Source organism: Ensifer sp. 38_S197 (assembly GCF_056924495.1).
The window spans coordinates 40,304-54,770 of sequence record NZ_JBXOVZ010000001.1 but is presented as its reverse complement, the minus strand read 5'-3'; the positions used below and the strand labels follow the sequence as shown (position 1 = coordinate 54,770).

Sequence of the window (14,467 nt, the reverse complement as noted above, 5' to 3'; positions counted from 1 at the left end):
AACTGTCTGGCCATCGCGTGCCGGCATGACTGATCAGATTGCCAGGGAATATTCACCACCGCCCCCGGTCGAAGGCCCGGGGGCGGTGAAGTACGCTATTTTGGACCAAGCGCTCTGGCAAAAATTCCGCAATGCGATCAAGCCGGAAGAATTCGTGGAGACATGGCTCGCCATACTCTGCCGTCAGATAGCAGGGGTCGCCAGCGGCATGGTCATGCTCGGGGAGCCGGACACCGGACCCTATACGCCGATCGCCTTCTGGCCGGAAAGGGGCCTCGACGAGGGATTGACCGCCGCCGCCGAAAAGGCGCTGAGCCAACGTCAGGGCATATCCACCGGAACCACCGGCAGCCGCATGGTGCAATTGATCGCTTCGCCCTTGATCGTCAACGAGCGCCTGTACGGCGCCTGCGCACTTTCGCTTTCCGCCGAGCCATCTGCCATCAACGAGGTGATGCGCAAGGTGCAATGGGCCTCCGGCTGGATCGAGGTGCTGCTCAGGCGCCAGCTCCAAGTCGAAAACGAAGAAATCAATGAGCGAAACCGGCTGGCCTTCGACATGCTTGCCGCGGTGCTTGAGGCGAAGGGTTTCGTCGAGGCGGCCACAGCGCTCGTTACCGAACTCGCCATGCGGCTTGCATGCGACCCCGTCAGCGTCGGTTTCGTCCGCGGACGGCGATGTCGGGTCGCGACCGTCTCGCATGCGGCGGGCTTCGGCAACAAGGTCAACATTATTCGCGACATCGGCGCGGCGATGGACGAGGCTGTCGATCAGCGTGCGATCGTTCTCTACCCGCCGCAGGAGCACTGGGAATATCGCGTCGTTCGGGCACACGAAGAGCTGGTCGAGACGCACAAGTGCGGGGGCGTTTTGACGATCCCCCTGCAATCGGGGCATCAGATCGTCGGGGCGCTGACGCTGCAGCGCCCACGCGGCAGTACCTTCGACGAGACCACGGTCGACCTGTGTGACGCAGTGGCAGCGGTCGTCGGACCGGTTCTCGAGGAAAAACGCCGCAACGACAGGAACGTCCTAGTGAAGCTCTGGGAGGCCGCCGGCGACCAGTTGCGGCGGCTACTGGGGCCAGGTTATTTCGGCCGCAAGCTCGCGACGCTGATTGCTGCCGTCCTGGCCGCCTATTTCAGCGTGGCGACGACGGAGTACTCCGTCACGTCTTCGGCCGTCGTTCGTGGCACAATCCAGCGAACCGTCGTGGCGCCGTTCAACGGCTACGTCTCCAGTCAGTCGGCAAGAGCCGGCGAAGTGGTCAAGCAGGGCCAGATCCTGGCGCAGCTCGACGACCAGGATCTGACACTCGAACGGCTTCGGCTGACGACCACTCGGCAGCAGAAGACGACTGAATACGACCGGGCACTGATGCAGCACGAGCGTGCCGAAGCGCTCATCGTCAAGGCGCAGATCGACCAGGCCGACGCCCAGCTCGCTTTGATCGACGAGCAACTCAAGCGCACCCGGCTGCTCGCTCCCTTTGACGGCTATGTGGTCAGCGGCGACCTCAGCCAGTCAATCGGCGCGGCGGTCGAGCGCGGGCAGGAGCTCTTCACGATCGCACCGCTGGAATCCTATCGCGTCATCCTCGAAGTCGATGAAAGCGACATCGATGATGTCGAGATCGGCCGCAAGGGCGTCCTGCGGGTTTCCGCACTTCCTCAGGAGCCGCTCACCTACCGGATCGAGCAGATCACCGCGATCTCCACACAGAAGGAGGGCCACAATTTCTTCAAGGTCGAAGCAGCGCTGGATCACGTCAGTGATCGGCTGCGGCCCGGCATGGAGGGTATCGCCAAGACCGCCGTGGACGAACGGCTCCTGATCCGCGTTTACACCGACAAGATGGTGCAATGGGCCTATCTCGCCGCGTGGCGCTGGTTGCCGTGAGGACGCGGATATGGAACGGTCCTACTTCAGTTCGTCCTGGTACCGCATCGCGCAACTGAAGCTGAAGCTGCGCGGCCATGTTCGCGTCCATCGCACGGTCTTCCGTGGTCAGCTCTGGTACGTGCTGCAGGACCGGACCTCCGGGCGTTTCCACCGTTTCACGCCCGAGACCTATTTCATCATCAGCCTGATGGATGGCGAGCGCACGATGCAGGCGATCTGGGACATCGCCTGTGACAAGCTCATCGACAAGGTCGTCACCCAGGATGAGGTCATCCAGCTTCTCGGGCAGTTGCACGCGGCGGACGTCCTGTTCGGCAATGTTCCGCCCGACATCAATGAAATCGCCGAACGCGGCAAGAAGGCGCGCAATCGCAAGTTATTGATGAGTTTCGGCAATCCGCTCGCCATTCGCTTCGGCCTGCTCGATCCGAACGAGTTTCTGAACGCCACCGCCATCGTCGGGCGGGTGCTGTTCTCGTGGTTCGGCGCGCTCGTCTTCATCTGTCTTGTCACCTATGCCGCCGTTCTTGCCGGCATGAACTGGAACGCGCTGACCGCCAATGTGACCGACCGCGTGCTGTCAACGTCGAACCTCTTCCTAATGCTGATCGCCTATCCGCTGATCAAGACCCTGCACGAACTCGGGCACGCCTACGCCGTCAAGCGATGGGGAGGCGACGTTCACGAGGTCGGCGCGATGATGCTGGTCTTCATGCCGGTACCGTATGTCGATGCATCCGACAGCCTGGCTTTTGCCAGCAAATGGCAGCGCGCCCTCGTCGGCGCTGCCGGCATTTTCGTGGAAATGACGCTCGCCGCGCTCGCCCTCATCGTGTGGGTCAATGCGGAGGAGGGGCTCGTTCGGGCCTTCGCCTTCAACGTCATGCTGATCGGCGGCGTGTCGACCTTGCTCTTCAACGGCAACCCGCTCCTGCGCTTCGACGGCTATTACGTCCTGAGCGATGTTCTGGAGATTCCCAACCTCGCGAGCCGGGCCAACAAATATCTTGCCTACCTCGTTCAGCGCTACGCGTTCAAGATCGGCGCGGTCAGTTCACCGGCGACGGCGCCCGGGGAGGAGTTCTGGTTCGTCCTCTATGGCGTCTCGGCGTTCTTCTACCGCCTCGTGGTCACGAGCGCGATCATCGCGCTCGTCAGCCAGAAGTTTTTCATCGTCGGCACGTTGCTCGCCATCTGGGCATTGATCCTGATGTTGGCCGTACCATTGGCGAAAGCCTTCTGGTTCCTGCTGACGAGCCCGCTGCTGCGAAGAAACCGGGGTCGGGCTTTCGCGGTCGTCGGATCGACGCTTGCCGTCGCCGCGCTGCTTCTCTTCGTGTTGCCCATCCCGCATGCGACCGTCGTGCAAGGCGTCGTCTGGCTGCCAGGCGAAGCGATCGTCCATGTTCAGACGGACGGCACGGTCGATGAAATCGCGGCTGCACCCGCCGCCGAGGTCAAGGCTGGCGATCCGCTGATCCGGTTGGAGGATCCGCTGCTGGCGGCGCGCGTCGACCTGCTCGAACTGCGCGTCGCCGAGCTCCAACGGCGTCTTACCAAGCAGGATCTCTCGGACCTTGCCCATGCGCGCATGGTCAAGGAGGAACTGCGGCTTGCTCTCGCCGATCTCGACCTGGCACGGCAAAGGCAGGAGAATCTGATCGTCCGAGCGCAATCGAGCGGCACGCTGATCTTGCCCGACGATCACGATCTGCCCGGCAAGTTCGTGCAGCGTGGCAAGGTGATCGCCTACGTCGCGCACTTCGACAAGCCGACCATTCGGGTCATCGTCCCGGAGGAGGACGCCGACCTCGTTCGCTCGCAGACACGGGACGTAAGCCTGCGTTTCGTCGAGGATATCTCGAAGGTCTACAGGGCGTCCGTTGTCCGTGAGGTTCCGGCGCTAACCGACACATTGCCCAATGCAGCGCTCAGTACCGTCGGCGGCGGCACCATTGCGCTCGACCCACGCGACCCGTCACAGCGGCGGGTGCTTGCCAATCTCTTGCATCTCGATCTGGTGCTGACCTCAAGCCCGACCGTGCCTCGGGTGGGCGGACGCGTCTTTGTGAGGTTCTCCCACGGGTCTTCCCCCATGGCAAGTAGAATTTATCGTTCAACGCGGCAAATATTCCTCCGATTATTTAAAGTTTGACTGGACACGAAGTCTAATAAAGTGTTCGATTAAATTAGCCTGAGTAAAAATCCGGCGGCTGTCTTCTCGAATACCTGAGTAACGCTTACAAGATACTAGAGGGAAAACACCATGGCAGCACAACTTCTTTTCTATCAAGACGTGCATCCCGTCTCGGCTGATCGCCACAAGGATGTCTCCATCAAGGCTGGAACTTCCTACAAGTTCGCAAAAGAAGTGAACTCGGTTCCGGTGACGGCCATCGAATTTGCTCAGGCTGCCGCCGAATATCCGATCGTCTTTGCCGGCACGGACGACACGGTCACGCCTGCGGTGGTTCTCGGCGCCCAGCAGACCCAGAACCTCTTCGTCGATGATGATGGTGCCTGGCTGGGCAAATATGTGCCGGCCTTCGTGCGTCGCTATCCGTTCGTGTTCTCGACGGACCGTGGCGGCAAGACGTTCATCCTTCACATCGATGAGAGTTTCGACGGCTTCAATCGCGAAGGCCGCGGCGAGCGCCTGTTCGACAGTGAGGGGCAGCAAACGCAATACCTGAAGAGCGTGCTGGGCTTCCTGCAGGACTATCAGGCAAGGCACCAGCGAACCCGCCAATATTGCGAGCGGTTGAAATCACTGGGGCTGCTGCAGCCGATGCAGGCCCAGTTCAACCTCAACAGTGGCGAACGCCGCTCGCTTTCGGGCTTCATGACGGTCAACCGTGAAAAGCTGAAGGCGCTGGCGAGCGAAGAGCTGCAGGCGATGTTCACCAATGACGAGCTGGAGTGCACATACCTGCATCTTCACTCGCTCAGGCATTTCTCCAGCATGCTGGAGCGCATGCCCGAAGCCGTGGATGTTGCCGGTAAGGGCGACGCTCCCGCCGCCGTGGCGAAGCAGTCGAAGAGCTACCGGAACGGCCATGATGCGCCCGTCGAGGAAGCGAGCGCCTAAGGGGGGGGGCCGGGCAAGCGACCATGAATATCCTCGTCCCAAGCTGGTCGCCGCCTCCACTGGTCGCCTACCCCGAACGCCAGGAGCGAGCCGAGCACTGGCTTGACGGCACCGAGAAGATGGTGACCAGCGTTCCGCAGATGGTTGCCGGTCGTTTGCACCGGCGCCATCTGAGGGAACTCGTCCAGAGGATCAATGCGACGGAAGCCGCCTTGCGCGGCGAAACCGGACAGGGGCTTGCAGCCCGCATCGGCGAAGTCCGTGCGGCCCTGCGGTGCCACGGCCTCACCGATGCCAATATTTGCCTCGGCTTTGCGATCGTGCGCGAAGTTTCGCGGCGCACGATCGGATTGCGCCATCTCGACGTCCAGATCCTTGCCGGACTTGCCATGCTGAAGGGGCGCGTGGCCGAGATGGACACGGGCGAGGGCAAGACCTTGACTGCCGGCCTGACGGCCTCGATCGCCGCGCTTGCCGGGCTTCCGGTTCATGTCATCACCGTCAACGATTACTTGGCGGCGCGCGATCGGGATATACTTCGCCCCATCTACGATTTTCTTGGGCTGACGACGGGTCTCGTCAACAGTACTGTCCCACGCCCGGAGCGGCCGGCCGCCTATGCGTGCGACATCGTCTATGCCAGCAACAAGGAAATCGCCTTCGACTATCTGCGCGACCGCATCACCTTTGGCGGCCAGCCACGGCCCGTTCATGCGAAGATAAACCGCATGCTCGACGAGCGCCGCGGTCAGGAGCCGCCTTTCGTCATGCGTGGACTGCATTTCGCTATCGTCGATGAAGCCGACAGCGTGCTGGTGGACGAGGCGAGAACGCCTCTCATCATTTCCCAGGAAACGGACGCGGACGGCGAGCGGCAATGGGTGGAGCAGACCTTCGCGCTGATCGACGGTTTCAAGGAACCGACCCATTATCACCTGCTGGTCGACGAACGCAGGCTGGAATTGACCGAAGCCGGAAAGGCCAAGCTTGCGGAGCGTGCCGAAGCGATCGGCGGGATCTGGCGCAATCGCATCCGGCGAGAGGAGGCCGCCAGCCAAGCGCTCGTCGCGCTGCTGCTCTTCAGGAAGGGCGAGCACTATCTGGTCAGCGATGGGAAGGTACAGATCATCGACGAATATACCGGCCGTGTGATGCCCGATCGCTCCTGGAGCGACGGTCTCCATCAACTGGTCGAGGGCAAGGAAGGCTGCGAGATCACCAGCCGCAAGCTAACAATGGCGCGGATGACCTATCAGCGGTTCTTCCGCCGCTACCTCCAGCTGGCAGGAATGACGGGGACCGCCCGCGAAATCACCGAAGAACTCCGGCATGTCTACGGGCTGCAGGTGATGCGCATTCCCCCGAACGCGCCTTCGCGGCGGTCGAAATTGCCGACGACGATTTGCCCCACGCTCGAGGACAAATGGCTGGCGATCGTCCGACGGGTCCAGGAACTGCAAATCGCCGGTCGGCCGGTCTTGATTGCGACGCGCTCGGTCTCCGCTTCCGAGGCGGTCAGCGCGGTGCTTGAGGGGCAGGGGATCGAGCATCGCGTCCTCAATGCCGAACAGAGTTCGGAGGAGGCCGAAATCATTGCGCAGGCCGGCGGCGTCGGTCGAGTGACGGTCGCCACCAACATGGCGGGACGCGGCGTCGACATTGCCGTAGTCCCCGAGGCCCTCGCGCTCGGTGGCCTTCACGTTTTGCTCAGCGAGCGGCATGACGCGGGGCGCATCGACAGACAGATGGAGGGGCGAACCGCCCGCAAGGGAGATCCGGGGAGTACGGAAGCAATCTTGTCCCTGGAAGACCCGCTGCTTGATCTCATTCCCTGGCAGCCGCTGCGTCTGCTCGGCCGGTGCGGACAGCGCGCCGGACTTTGGCTCTTCCACTTGGCCCAGCAGCGGGCGGAACGCACGCATGCCAGGGACCGAAAGAACCTTCTCGCTCAGGATCGACGCCTGGGCACATTGCTGGCCTTTTCGGGTCTGCCGGAGTGACGCCATGACAAAAGACCGGACGGATAAACCCTTACCGGGAAGGCCCAACCGGATGCGGCAATTTCTGGCCGTTCTTTTTCCCCTATGGGCCCTCTTGCCGGCTTCGGCGCAAGCCTACGATTGCGTCATTGACCCTTCTGTCGTCGTCCGCATCGGGAGTCCGGTTCCCGGCCTGTTGAAAGAGGTGCTGATCGCGCGCGGCGACCATGTGAGCGAAAACCAGATCATCGCCAGGCTCCATTCGGATACGGAGCGAGCGACCGTCGAGCTGATGTCCGAGCAGGCCGCGAGTACCTCCGAGATCGAGGCGCAAAAGGCGCGTCTCGATCTTGCGCGCAACCGCATGAAACGGGCGGAGGCGCTGCTGGCCCGCAACGTCACCTCGACCGACAAGCTCGAAGAGGCCGTGGCCGAGATGGAGGTCATCCAGAAGGAGCTTGCGACTGCCGAAACCCGCAAGCGCAGCGCAGAACTGGAACTGCAAAGGGCGCAGACGGTGCTCGAGCAAAGGACGATCCGCAGTCCGATCAGCGGCGTTGTGCTCGAGCGTTCACTCTTCAATGGAGAATACCTGGACCAGGACGGCAAGCTGGCGACGATCGCCAAGCTTGACCCGCTTTTTGTCGAAGCCTTCATCCCGGTCAGCGAGTTCGGCAAGTTACAAGTGGGAATGGAGGCGCAGGTGGTCCCGAATGCGCCGATCCAGGGCCGCTTTGCGGGTAAGATCAAGGTGATTGATCAGGTCTTCGACGCAGCGAGCGGCACGTTCGGCTTGCGGATAGAGCTTCCCAATCCCGACAACTACATACCGGCCGGGCATCGCTGCACCGTGACCTTTGACGACGGAGCCGATGGTCTCGAATAGTCCGCATCCGGACCGCCGGTATACAAGTTCATAAAATCAGGGTGTTAGATTGGCGCGCCGTTCGCGTGGTGTGTTTTGGTGCCCCTTTCAGGTTCATGTCAGGTTTTGATGGCCCTCTAGCCCACAAATCGGCCGCTGCCGCAACGCAGGCAGGGTGCCGGCACTGGAAGTGCTTCGGAAGGACAAAGGAACCTGCGAATGGTTGGCAAGGTACCGCACCTACAGGTGCACGAGAATAACAACAGACGGGACGAGGTATTCGCGGCGCCGGATCAGCCGGTGGGCGACTTCGCGTTCAACGCGACCGTGGCCGCCGTCTTCGACGACATGGTCAGCCGCTCGGTTCCCTATTACGGCGAGATCCAGCGCATGGTCTGTGAGCTCGCCGCGGATTTCGCAGAAGCCGGCAGCGATCTCTACGACATCGGCTGTTCGACGGCGACCACGCTCCTCGGGCTTGACGCCAAGGTCGATCCCGCCGTGCGCTTTGTCGGCATCGACAATGCACCCGACATGATCGAGAAGGCCAAGGAAAAGATCGCGCAAGCCGAGATCAGCCGGGCGATCGAATTGAGGGTCGGGGACCTGCATCAGGGGATCGACGTACACAATGCCAGCGTCGTAATGATGCTGCTGACGCTGCAGTTCGTGCGCCCGCTCTATCGCGAGCGCATCATGCGCACGATCTATGAGGGGCTCAACGAACGCGGCGCACTTCTGCTCGTCGAAAAGCTGACAAGCGAAGATTCGACGTTCAATCGTCTCTTCATCGAGCACTATTACGACTTCAAGCGCCGCAACGGCTATTCCGAGACCGAGATCGCCAAGAAGCGCGAAGCTCTCGAAAACGTGCTCATTCCCTACCGGCTGGAAGAAAACCTCCAGCTCCTGAAGGAAGCAGGCTTCCGCAGCGTCGAGGTCTTTTTCCGCTGGTACAATTTCTGCGGCATCATCGCGATCAAGTAGGAAAGTCAGGCCATGATCGCGATCGGCAATTTTCTCTTCCGCTTCCGGAACCAGCTCTTTCCGGCCATCATCATTGTTCTGTTCCTGCTGGCTCCGCCTCCGGCCCTGGTGCTGGATAGCCCGGCGCTGACGCTCGCAAAGGACCTTGCGGCCGTATTGGTCATCCTGGCCGGGCTCGCCTTGCGTGCGACCGTGGTCGGGTACAAATACATTCAGCGCGGCGGCCTGAAGAAAAAGGTCTATGCCAAGGATCTCGTTACGGAAGGCATGTTCGGCGTCTGCCGCAACCCGCTTTACGTTGGGAACATGCTGCTTTACTCGGGCGTGTTCCTTTTGCACGGCAACCCGCTTCTCGTCGTCTTCGGCATCGGGCTCTTTGCCTTCATGTACCAGTGCATCGTTTATGCCGAAGAGGCCTTTCTGAACAGGACATTCGGGGAAGCCTACCAGGCCTATTGCCGTGACGTGCCGAGATGGGCATTGCGCATGAGAAACTTCGCCCAGTCGACCGAGGGCATGACGTTCAACGTCAAGCGCGTCATCGGCAAGGACTATTCGACCGTCTCGGCCGCGATGATCGCGATTCTCGCGACCGAAATGTACAAATTCGCGAGCAATGCGCCGGTTGAACACAACACATTTACGCTCACGGCGCTCGGCGTTTTGATGGCGCTCGTCGGCATTGGCACGGCGATCATCAGCTACATGAAAAGGCGCGGTGCGTTTCGCGAACGCGCCGCATCCTAGCCATCCGTCAGCGCCCGTTCGCGGCTCAATCGCGATCATCATGCGCCGGCCATGCCGTTGCCGCATGGCGATACGAACCCAGCCGCGAACGCTCGAGGGCTTGACGCCCATCTCCCCGTCGAACATAGGCAAGGACGAACAAGTGTCCGGTGATATCTTGAGAGTCCTATTAGTCGAAGACGATCAGGTTCTGGGGGAAGCGCTGCGCGACCATGTCGCGGCGGGTGGTCACGCCGTCGACTGGTTTACACGCATCGTCGATGCCACGGCAGCGACGGAGACGGTTTTATACGGTCTCATACTGCTCGACCTTCGACTGCCCGATGGTTCGGGCTTGTCGTTGCTGCGATCTCTGCGAACACGCGGCGACGGCACACCCGTCATCATTCTGACGGCACACGACCAGATTTCCGATCGCATCGAAGGATTGAACAGCGGGGCCGACGACTATCTGGTCAAGCCGTTCGATCTCGGCGAACTGACTGCGCGCATGCTGGCCGTTTCCAGGCGGTATGTCGGCAATGCGACGCCAACGGTCAGGCTTCCCGGCATCGAGATCGACCAGGTTCATCGCAAGGTGCTGGTCGAAGGGGAAAGCCTGAGCCTCAGTGCCAGGGAATGGGCCGTGCTCGACAAACTCGTCGCCCATCCCGGTGCACTTGTATCGAAAGAGCAGCTCCACGACGCGCTCTACGCCTTTGGCGCCGAAATCGAGAGCAATACGGTCGAGGTCTATATCAGCCGCCTGCGCAAGAAGATCGGCTCCGACCGGATAGAGACGGTTCGGGGCCTCGGCTACAGCATCAGGTGACCCGATGGCGCGCGTGGCAAGCATGACCCGCAGGCTGACCATCGCGCTGACGAGCGTCGTCGCCGTCTTCTGGCTCGTCGCGCTCGGCCTTGGCGTTTATGTCATGCAGGATGAATTCACCGAGATTTTCGACAGCGGGGTCCAGGAGACGGCCGAGCGCCTGTTGCAGATCGTCGTCGATGACATCGCCCGTGACCGTGCCGACGGCACGCCCGCAGCCGGCCTCATTGCGCCTCCGCTGAATTCACAATATCTGATCTATCAGGTCCGCGATCGTGGCGGCAGGGTTTTGTTTGACGACGGCGCACCGGCACCCTTCGCGGTTCCGCTTGACGTCGGCTTCTCGCAAACGGCCACGCACCGTATCTACACCGCCGGGACGACCGACGGCTCTCTTTTCGTCCAGGTGGCCGATGCCTTCGACCATCGTACCGAAGCTCTCTTCGAAGGCGGTACGGCGCTTTTCTTGCCGCTGCTGGTGCTGATCCCAACCAGCATAATTGCCATCATCCTCGTCGCGCGCCGCGCGCTTGCGCCGGTCGAACAGTTGCGCGAAGAAATCCTCACGAAGGACAGCGGCAATATGGCTCCGCTCGACGAAGCCGCGCTCCCGAGAGAACTTCGCGCAATTGCCCGTTCGGTGAACCTGCTACTGACGAGGCTCAAGGCCGCGCTCGAAGCGGAGCGGGACTTCACCTCGAACAGTGCCCATGAACTGAGGACCCCGATCGCCGGCGCGCTTGCGCAAACACAGCGGTTGATGAGTGAGGTGCCTCCGGCCTTTCGGCAGCGAGCCGGTCAGATCGAGCGCGCGCTGCTTCATCTCGGTCGACTGGCCGAGAAGCTGTTGCAGATGTCGCGAGCGGAGGCAGGGATCGCTATCGCGGACGAAAGCACGGACCTGTTGCCAGTGCTGGCTCTTGTGCTGGAAGACATGGAACGCTCGGCGCTCGGCGCAAGCCGCCTCAAGATTCATGTCGCGGACGGCGCCGAACTCGTGCGTCCGATCCGCGCCGATGCCTTTGCGATCGTGCTGCGCAATCTTCTGGAAAACGCGTTGATACACAGCCCGTCCGGCAGCCCGGTCAGCATCGACGTGGACGCGCATGGTGTGCGCGTCACCAACGACAGCGCCGTCATCGACGCGGAAACGCTGGATGGCCTGACCAAGCGTTTCAGTCGCGGGCCAACCGAAGCTTCGGGTTCCGGCCTCGGCCTTGCGATCGTGCATCGGCTAGTGGAACAAATGCACGGACGATTGCGCATCGCCTCGCCGGTCCCGGGGATGGACCGGGGCTTCCACGTCGAGGTTTGCCTCTGACGAGACAAGGTAGAGCGGCTGCCGCCGTCACTACTGCTGATCGAGTGCCCGGGAAAGGCTGAGCGCCGCGATCGTGCAGATCGCACCCGAAATCAGATATCCGCCGATGAAGATGATGCCAAAGCTGCTGGCGAGACCGAGCGCCACGAGCGGCGCAAAGGCGGCACCAACGAGCCAGGCAAGATCCGACGTCAGTGCGGCGCCGGTGTAGCGATAATACTGCGTGAAGCGCGAAGATACAGCACCGGAGGACTGGCCGAAGGAGAGCCCGAGGATGGCAAAGCCGATCAGGATATAGGCATCCTGGCCCTTGCCGCCAGCATCGAGCAGGAAGGGCGCGGAGAAGCTGAAGATTGCGATCAGGATCGCGCCGATCATCAGCTGGTTGCGGCGGCCCACCCGGTCGGCGATCACGCCCGACAGCACGATGCCGATGGCGCCGACGGCCGCACCCGCCACCTGCACCCAAAGAAATTCAGCAGCCGACTGCCCACCATTGAGCGTTACCCAGCTCAATGGGAAGATGGTGACGAGATGGAACATCGCGAAGCTTGCAAGCGGCACGAAGGCGCCGAGAACGACGTCGATGCTGTGTTTGCTCAGCATTTCGAAGATCGGCCGGGCCTCGAGTTCCTTGGCCTCCATGGCTGCGCCGAATTCCTTGCTGGCAACGATGCGCAGGCGCGCGAAGAGCGCGACGACGTTGATCGCAAAGGCGACGAAGAAGGGATAGCGCCACCCCCAGGCGAGGAAGTCCGCCTCCGAGAGGTTGCTGACGAAAAAGCCGAAGAGAATGCTCGCCAGTGCAAAGCCGATCGGCGCGCCGAGCTGCGGGATCATCGCGTACCAGCCGCGATGATTTTGCGGCACGTTGAGGTTCAACAGCGTGGCAAGGCCATCCCAGGCGCCGCCGAGGGCGAACCCCTGTCCCAATCGAAACAGCGCCAATAGGGCCACGGCCCAGTAGCCGATCGTATCGTAGCCGGGCAGAAAGGCGATCGACGCCGTCGAACCGCCGAGAATGACGAGGGCCACAGTCAGCTTCGTGCCGCGCCCGTAGTTCCGGTCGATCCACATGAAGACGAAGGAGCCGACCGGGCGAGCAAGAAAGGCGAGGGGGAACAGCGCGAAGGACATCAGCGTCGCGGTCACCGCATTGGGCGCGAACGGGAAGATCAGCTTTGGGAAGACAAGGATCGAGCCAAGGCCGTAAACGAAGAAATCGAAGAATTCCGAGGTTCGCCCGATCACCACGCCGATGGCGATGCTGCCCGGAGAGAGGGGCTTGTCATCCTCATGAATGCGACGTGCATCGCGTTCGAGACCGGACGATGTGGGGTGAGCGACCGAAACCATGAACTTCTCCGACGAACTTGCGTCTTGTCGTTAGAGTGTTGACCAATTGGCGTCTGATATCAAGAATGCCGTGCACGTACTTGCGCACATGCCTCATTCGAGTTCGCGCCCAGCGTTCGCCGGAACGGCAGGCATCGAACCGATAATAGCCATTGCGCCAGTACAACGCGCATAGAGCGATAATGCCGTCACTGCACTGCGGCAAAATGCTGCGCTGCGACGATGGACCTCACTTCCATGCGCGATCGTGCCCGAGTAATGCCGACTAGACAAAACGCAAGTTGAGGCCGCAATGCCGAAGCCATTCAGTTTAGCCGGACGATCGGTGATATCGGTCCTGTTGCTCTCCGTTCTTACCGGATGCAACATGGTCGTCATGTCGCCGTCCGGCGATATTGCCGCACAGCAGAGGGATCTGATCGTCATCTCGACGGTCCTGATGCTGCTGATCATCGTCCCCGTCATTTTCCTGACGCTCTTCTTCGCCTGGCGCTATCGCCAGTCGAACACGGCTGCCAAATATGATCCGGAATGGCATCATTCCACGGGCCTCGAAGTCATCATCTGGTCGGCGCCGCTGGCGATCATCATCGCGCTCGGCGCGATCACCTGGGTGAGCACCCACAAGCTCGATCCTTATCGGCCGCTCGACCGGATCGATGCGGCTCGACCGGTGAGCGAAGAGACGAAGCCGATCACGGTCGAGGTCGTAGCCCTCGATTGGAAATGGCTGTTCTTCTATCCGGACTATGGCATCGCCACCGTCAACGAGATGGCCGCGCCGGTCGACGTACCGGTCAACTTCAAGATCACCGCATCCTCGGTGATGAACTCCTTCTACGTTCCGGCGCTCGCCGGCATGATCTATGCCATGCCCGGCATGGAGACCAAGCTGCACGCCGTCATCAACAAGGCAGGCGAATACGAAGGGCTTTCATCCAATTACAGCGGCGCCGGCTTCTCGCACATGCGCTTCAAGTTCCACGGTGTGGACCAGGTGGGCTTCGACCAGTGGGTCGCCCAGGTGAAGCAGAACGGCACGATGCTCAACCGTGATGCCTACCTGAAGCTCGAAAAACCGAGCGTCAAGGAACCGGTGCGTTACTTCGCCTCCGTCGAAGACGGCCTCTATGACGCCGTGCTCAACATGTGTGTGCGGGCCGGGCAGATGTGCATGAACGAGATGATGCACATCGACATGATGGGTGGCGCCGGCGTCGAAAGCCACGAGAATCGCGCCAAGCTTGAGCACGACAACCGCCATGCGGGCGGCGTGATCGAAGCGGCTGCGCCCGGCGCGACGGCTCCGGAAGCCGGCAACGCCGCCGGTAGCGAGCAGCCGGGCGAAGGCCGCGAACAGCAGCCGGCGGCCGAACCGATGAACCACGACATGCACAAGACAAATTAAGA

At 61.5% G+C, this 14,467-nt stretch carries 12 protein-coding genes; 10 read left to right on the top strand and 2 right to left on the bottom strand.

Going from position 1 to position 14,467, the window contains the following annotated elements; all coding sequences use genetic code 11:
- The first annotated feature begins 25 nt into the window (after positions 1 to 25).
- The 9 genes from AC1Z3V_RS00210 to AC1Z3V_RS00170 all read left to right on the top strand — a co-directional run bounded on the left by AC1Z3V_RS00210 (position 26) and on the right by AC1Z3V_RS00170 (position 11,701).
- Complete coding sequence (locus AC1Z3V_RS00210) at positions 26 to 1,900, top strand: GAF domain-containing protein (protein ID WP_483496538.1); 1,875 nt, start codon at positions 26 to 28, stop codon at positions 1,898 to 1,900.
- A gap of 10 nt (positions 1,901 to 1,910) precedes the next feature.
- Complete coding sequence (locus AC1Z3V_RS00205) at positions 1,911 to 4,058, top strand: peptidase M50 (protein WP_483496536.1); 2,148 nt, start codon at positions 1,911 to 1,913, stop codon at positions 4,056 to 4,058.
- A 111-nt stretch (positions 4,059 to 4,169) separates the two neighbouring features.
- Positions 4,170 to 4,991, top strand: a complete 822-nt coding sequence (locus AC1Z3V_RS00200) for a SapC family protein (RefSeq protein ID WP_483496534.1) — start codon at positions 4,170 to 4,172, stop codon at positions 4,989 to 4,991.
- A 23-nt stretch (positions 4,992 to 5,014) separates the two neighbouring features.
- Positions 5,015 to 6,991 carry a preprotein translocase subunit SecA gene (locus tag AC1Z3V_RS00195; protein ID WP_483496532.1) on the top strand — a complete coding sequence of 659 codons (1,977 nt, stop codon included), beginning with the start codon at positions 5,015 to 5,017 and terminating at the stop codon, positions 6,989 to 6,991.
- 52 nt (positions 6,992 to 7,043) lie between these two features.
- Complete coding sequence (locus AC1Z3V_RS00190; protein ID WP_483496530.1) at positions 7,044 to 7,856, top strand: efflux RND transporter periplasmic adaptor subunit; 813 nt, start codon at positions 7,044 to 7,046, stop codon at positions 7,854 to 7,856.
- Between the two features lie 198 nt (positions 7,857 to 8,054).
- Positions 8,055 to 8,822 (top strand): carboxy-S-adenosyl-L-methionine synthase CmoA, encoded by a 768-nt coding sequence (gene cmoA, locus AC1Z3V_RS00185; RefSeq protein ID WP_429817849.1) that lies wholly within the window; start codon positions 8,055 to 8,057, stop codon positions 8,820 to 8,822.
- 12 nt (positions 8,823 to 8,834) lie between these two features.
- Positions 8,835 to 9,569, top strand: a complete 735-nt coding sequence (locus tag AC1Z3V_RS00180) for a methyltransferase family protein (RefSeq protein ID WP_483496528.1) — start codon at positions 8,835 to 8,837, stop codon at positions 9,567 to 9,569.
- Positions 9,570 to 9,726: 157 nt separating this feature from the next.
- Complete coding sequence (locus tag AC1Z3V_RS00175) at positions 9,727 to 10,380, top strand: response regulator (protein ID WP_483496526.1); 654 nt, start codon at positions 9,727 to 9,729, stop codon at positions 10,378 to 10,380.
- Positions 10,381 to 10,384: 4 nt separating this feature from the next.
- Positions 10,385 to 11,701, top strand: coding sequence for a sensor histidine kinase (locus AC1Z3V_RS00170; RefSeq protein WP_483496524.1), 1,317 nt, complete (start codon positions 10,385 to 10,387; stop codon positions 11,699 to 11,701).
- Positions 11,702 to 11,731: 30 nt separating this feature from the next.
- On the opposite strand, the gene AC1Z3V_RS00165 is transcribed toward AC1Z3V_RS00170, so the two are convergent.
- Entirely contained in the window at positions 11,732 to 13,057 is a 1,326-nt protein-coding gene (locus AC1Z3V_RS00165; protein WP_429817855.1) for an MFS transporter, read from the bottom strand.
- A 93-nt stretch (positions 13,058 to 13,150) separates the two neighbouring features.
- Positions 13,151 to 13,435, bottom strand: coding sequence for a hypothetical protein (locus AC1Z3V_RS00160; protein ID WP_483499670.1), 285 nt, complete (start codon positions 13,433 to 13,435; stop codon positions 13,151 to 13,153).
- Here AC1Z3V_RS00160 and cyoA point away from each other — a divergent pair.
- Positions 13,350 to 14,465 carry a ubiquinol oxidase subunit II gene (gene cyoA / locus AC1Z3V_RS00155; RefSeq protein ID WP_483496522.1) on the top strand — a complete coding sequence of 372 codons (1,116 nt, stop codon included), beginning with the start codon at positions 13,350 to 13,352 and terminating at the stop codon, positions 14,463 to 14,465. The two genes, AC1Z3V_RS00160 and cyoA, sit on opposite strands and share 86 nt — an antisense overlap.
- The last annotated feature ends 2 nt before the right edge of the window (positions 14,466 to 14,467 follow it).

What these genes read in the sequence shown, in the direction of transcription:
- AC1Z3V_RS00190 (WP_483496530.1), top strand. Translation starts at nt 7,044, where the DNA reads ATGCGGCAATTTCTGGCCGTTCTTTTTCCCCTATGGGCCCTCTTGCCG.
- AC1Z3V_RS00160 (WP_483499670.1), bottom strand. Translation starts at nt 13,435, where the DNA reads ATGACGACCATGTTGCATCCGGTAAGAACGGAGAGCAACAGGACCGAT.
- AC1Z3V_RS00195 (WP_483496532.1), top strand. Translation starts at nt 5,015, where the DNA reads ATGAATATCCTCGTCCCAAGCTGGTCGCCGCCTCCACTGGTCGCCTAC.
- AC1Z3V_RS00165 (WP_429817855.1), bottom strand. Translation starts at nt 13,057, where the DNA reads ATGGTTTCGGTCGCTCACCCCACATCGTCCGGTCTCGAACGCGATGCA.
- cmoA (WP_429817849.1), top strand. Translation starts at nt 8,055, where the DNA reads ATGGTTGGCAAGGTACCGCACCTACAGGTGCACGAGAATAACAACAGA.
- AC1Z3V_RS00170 (WP_483496524.1), top strand. Translation starts at nt 10,385, where the DNA reads ATGGCGCGCGTGGCAAGCATGACCCGCAGGCTGACCATCGCGCTGACG.
- AC1Z3V_RS00200 (WP_483496534.1), top strand. Translation starts at nt 4,170, where the DNA reads ATGGCAGCACAACTTCTTTTCTATCAAGACGTGCATCCCGTCTCGGCT.
- cyoA (WP_483496522.1), top strand. Translation starts at nt 13,350, where the DNA reads ATGCCGAAGCCATTCAGTTTAGCCGGACGATCGGTGATATCGGTCCTG.
- AC1Z3V_RS00210 (WP_483496538.1), top strand. Translation starts at nt 26, where the DNA reads ATGACTGATCAGATTGCCAGGGAATATTCACCACCGCCCCCGGTCGAA.
- AC1Z3V_RS00180 (WP_483496528.1), top strand. Translation starts at nt 8,835, where the DNA reads ATGATCGCGATCGGCAATTTTCTCTTCCGCTTCCGGAACCAGCTCTTT.
- AC1Z3V_RS00205 (WP_483496536.1), top strand. Translation starts at nt 1,911, where the DNA reads ATGGAACGGTCCTACTTCAGTTCGTCCTGGTACCGCATCGCGCAACTG.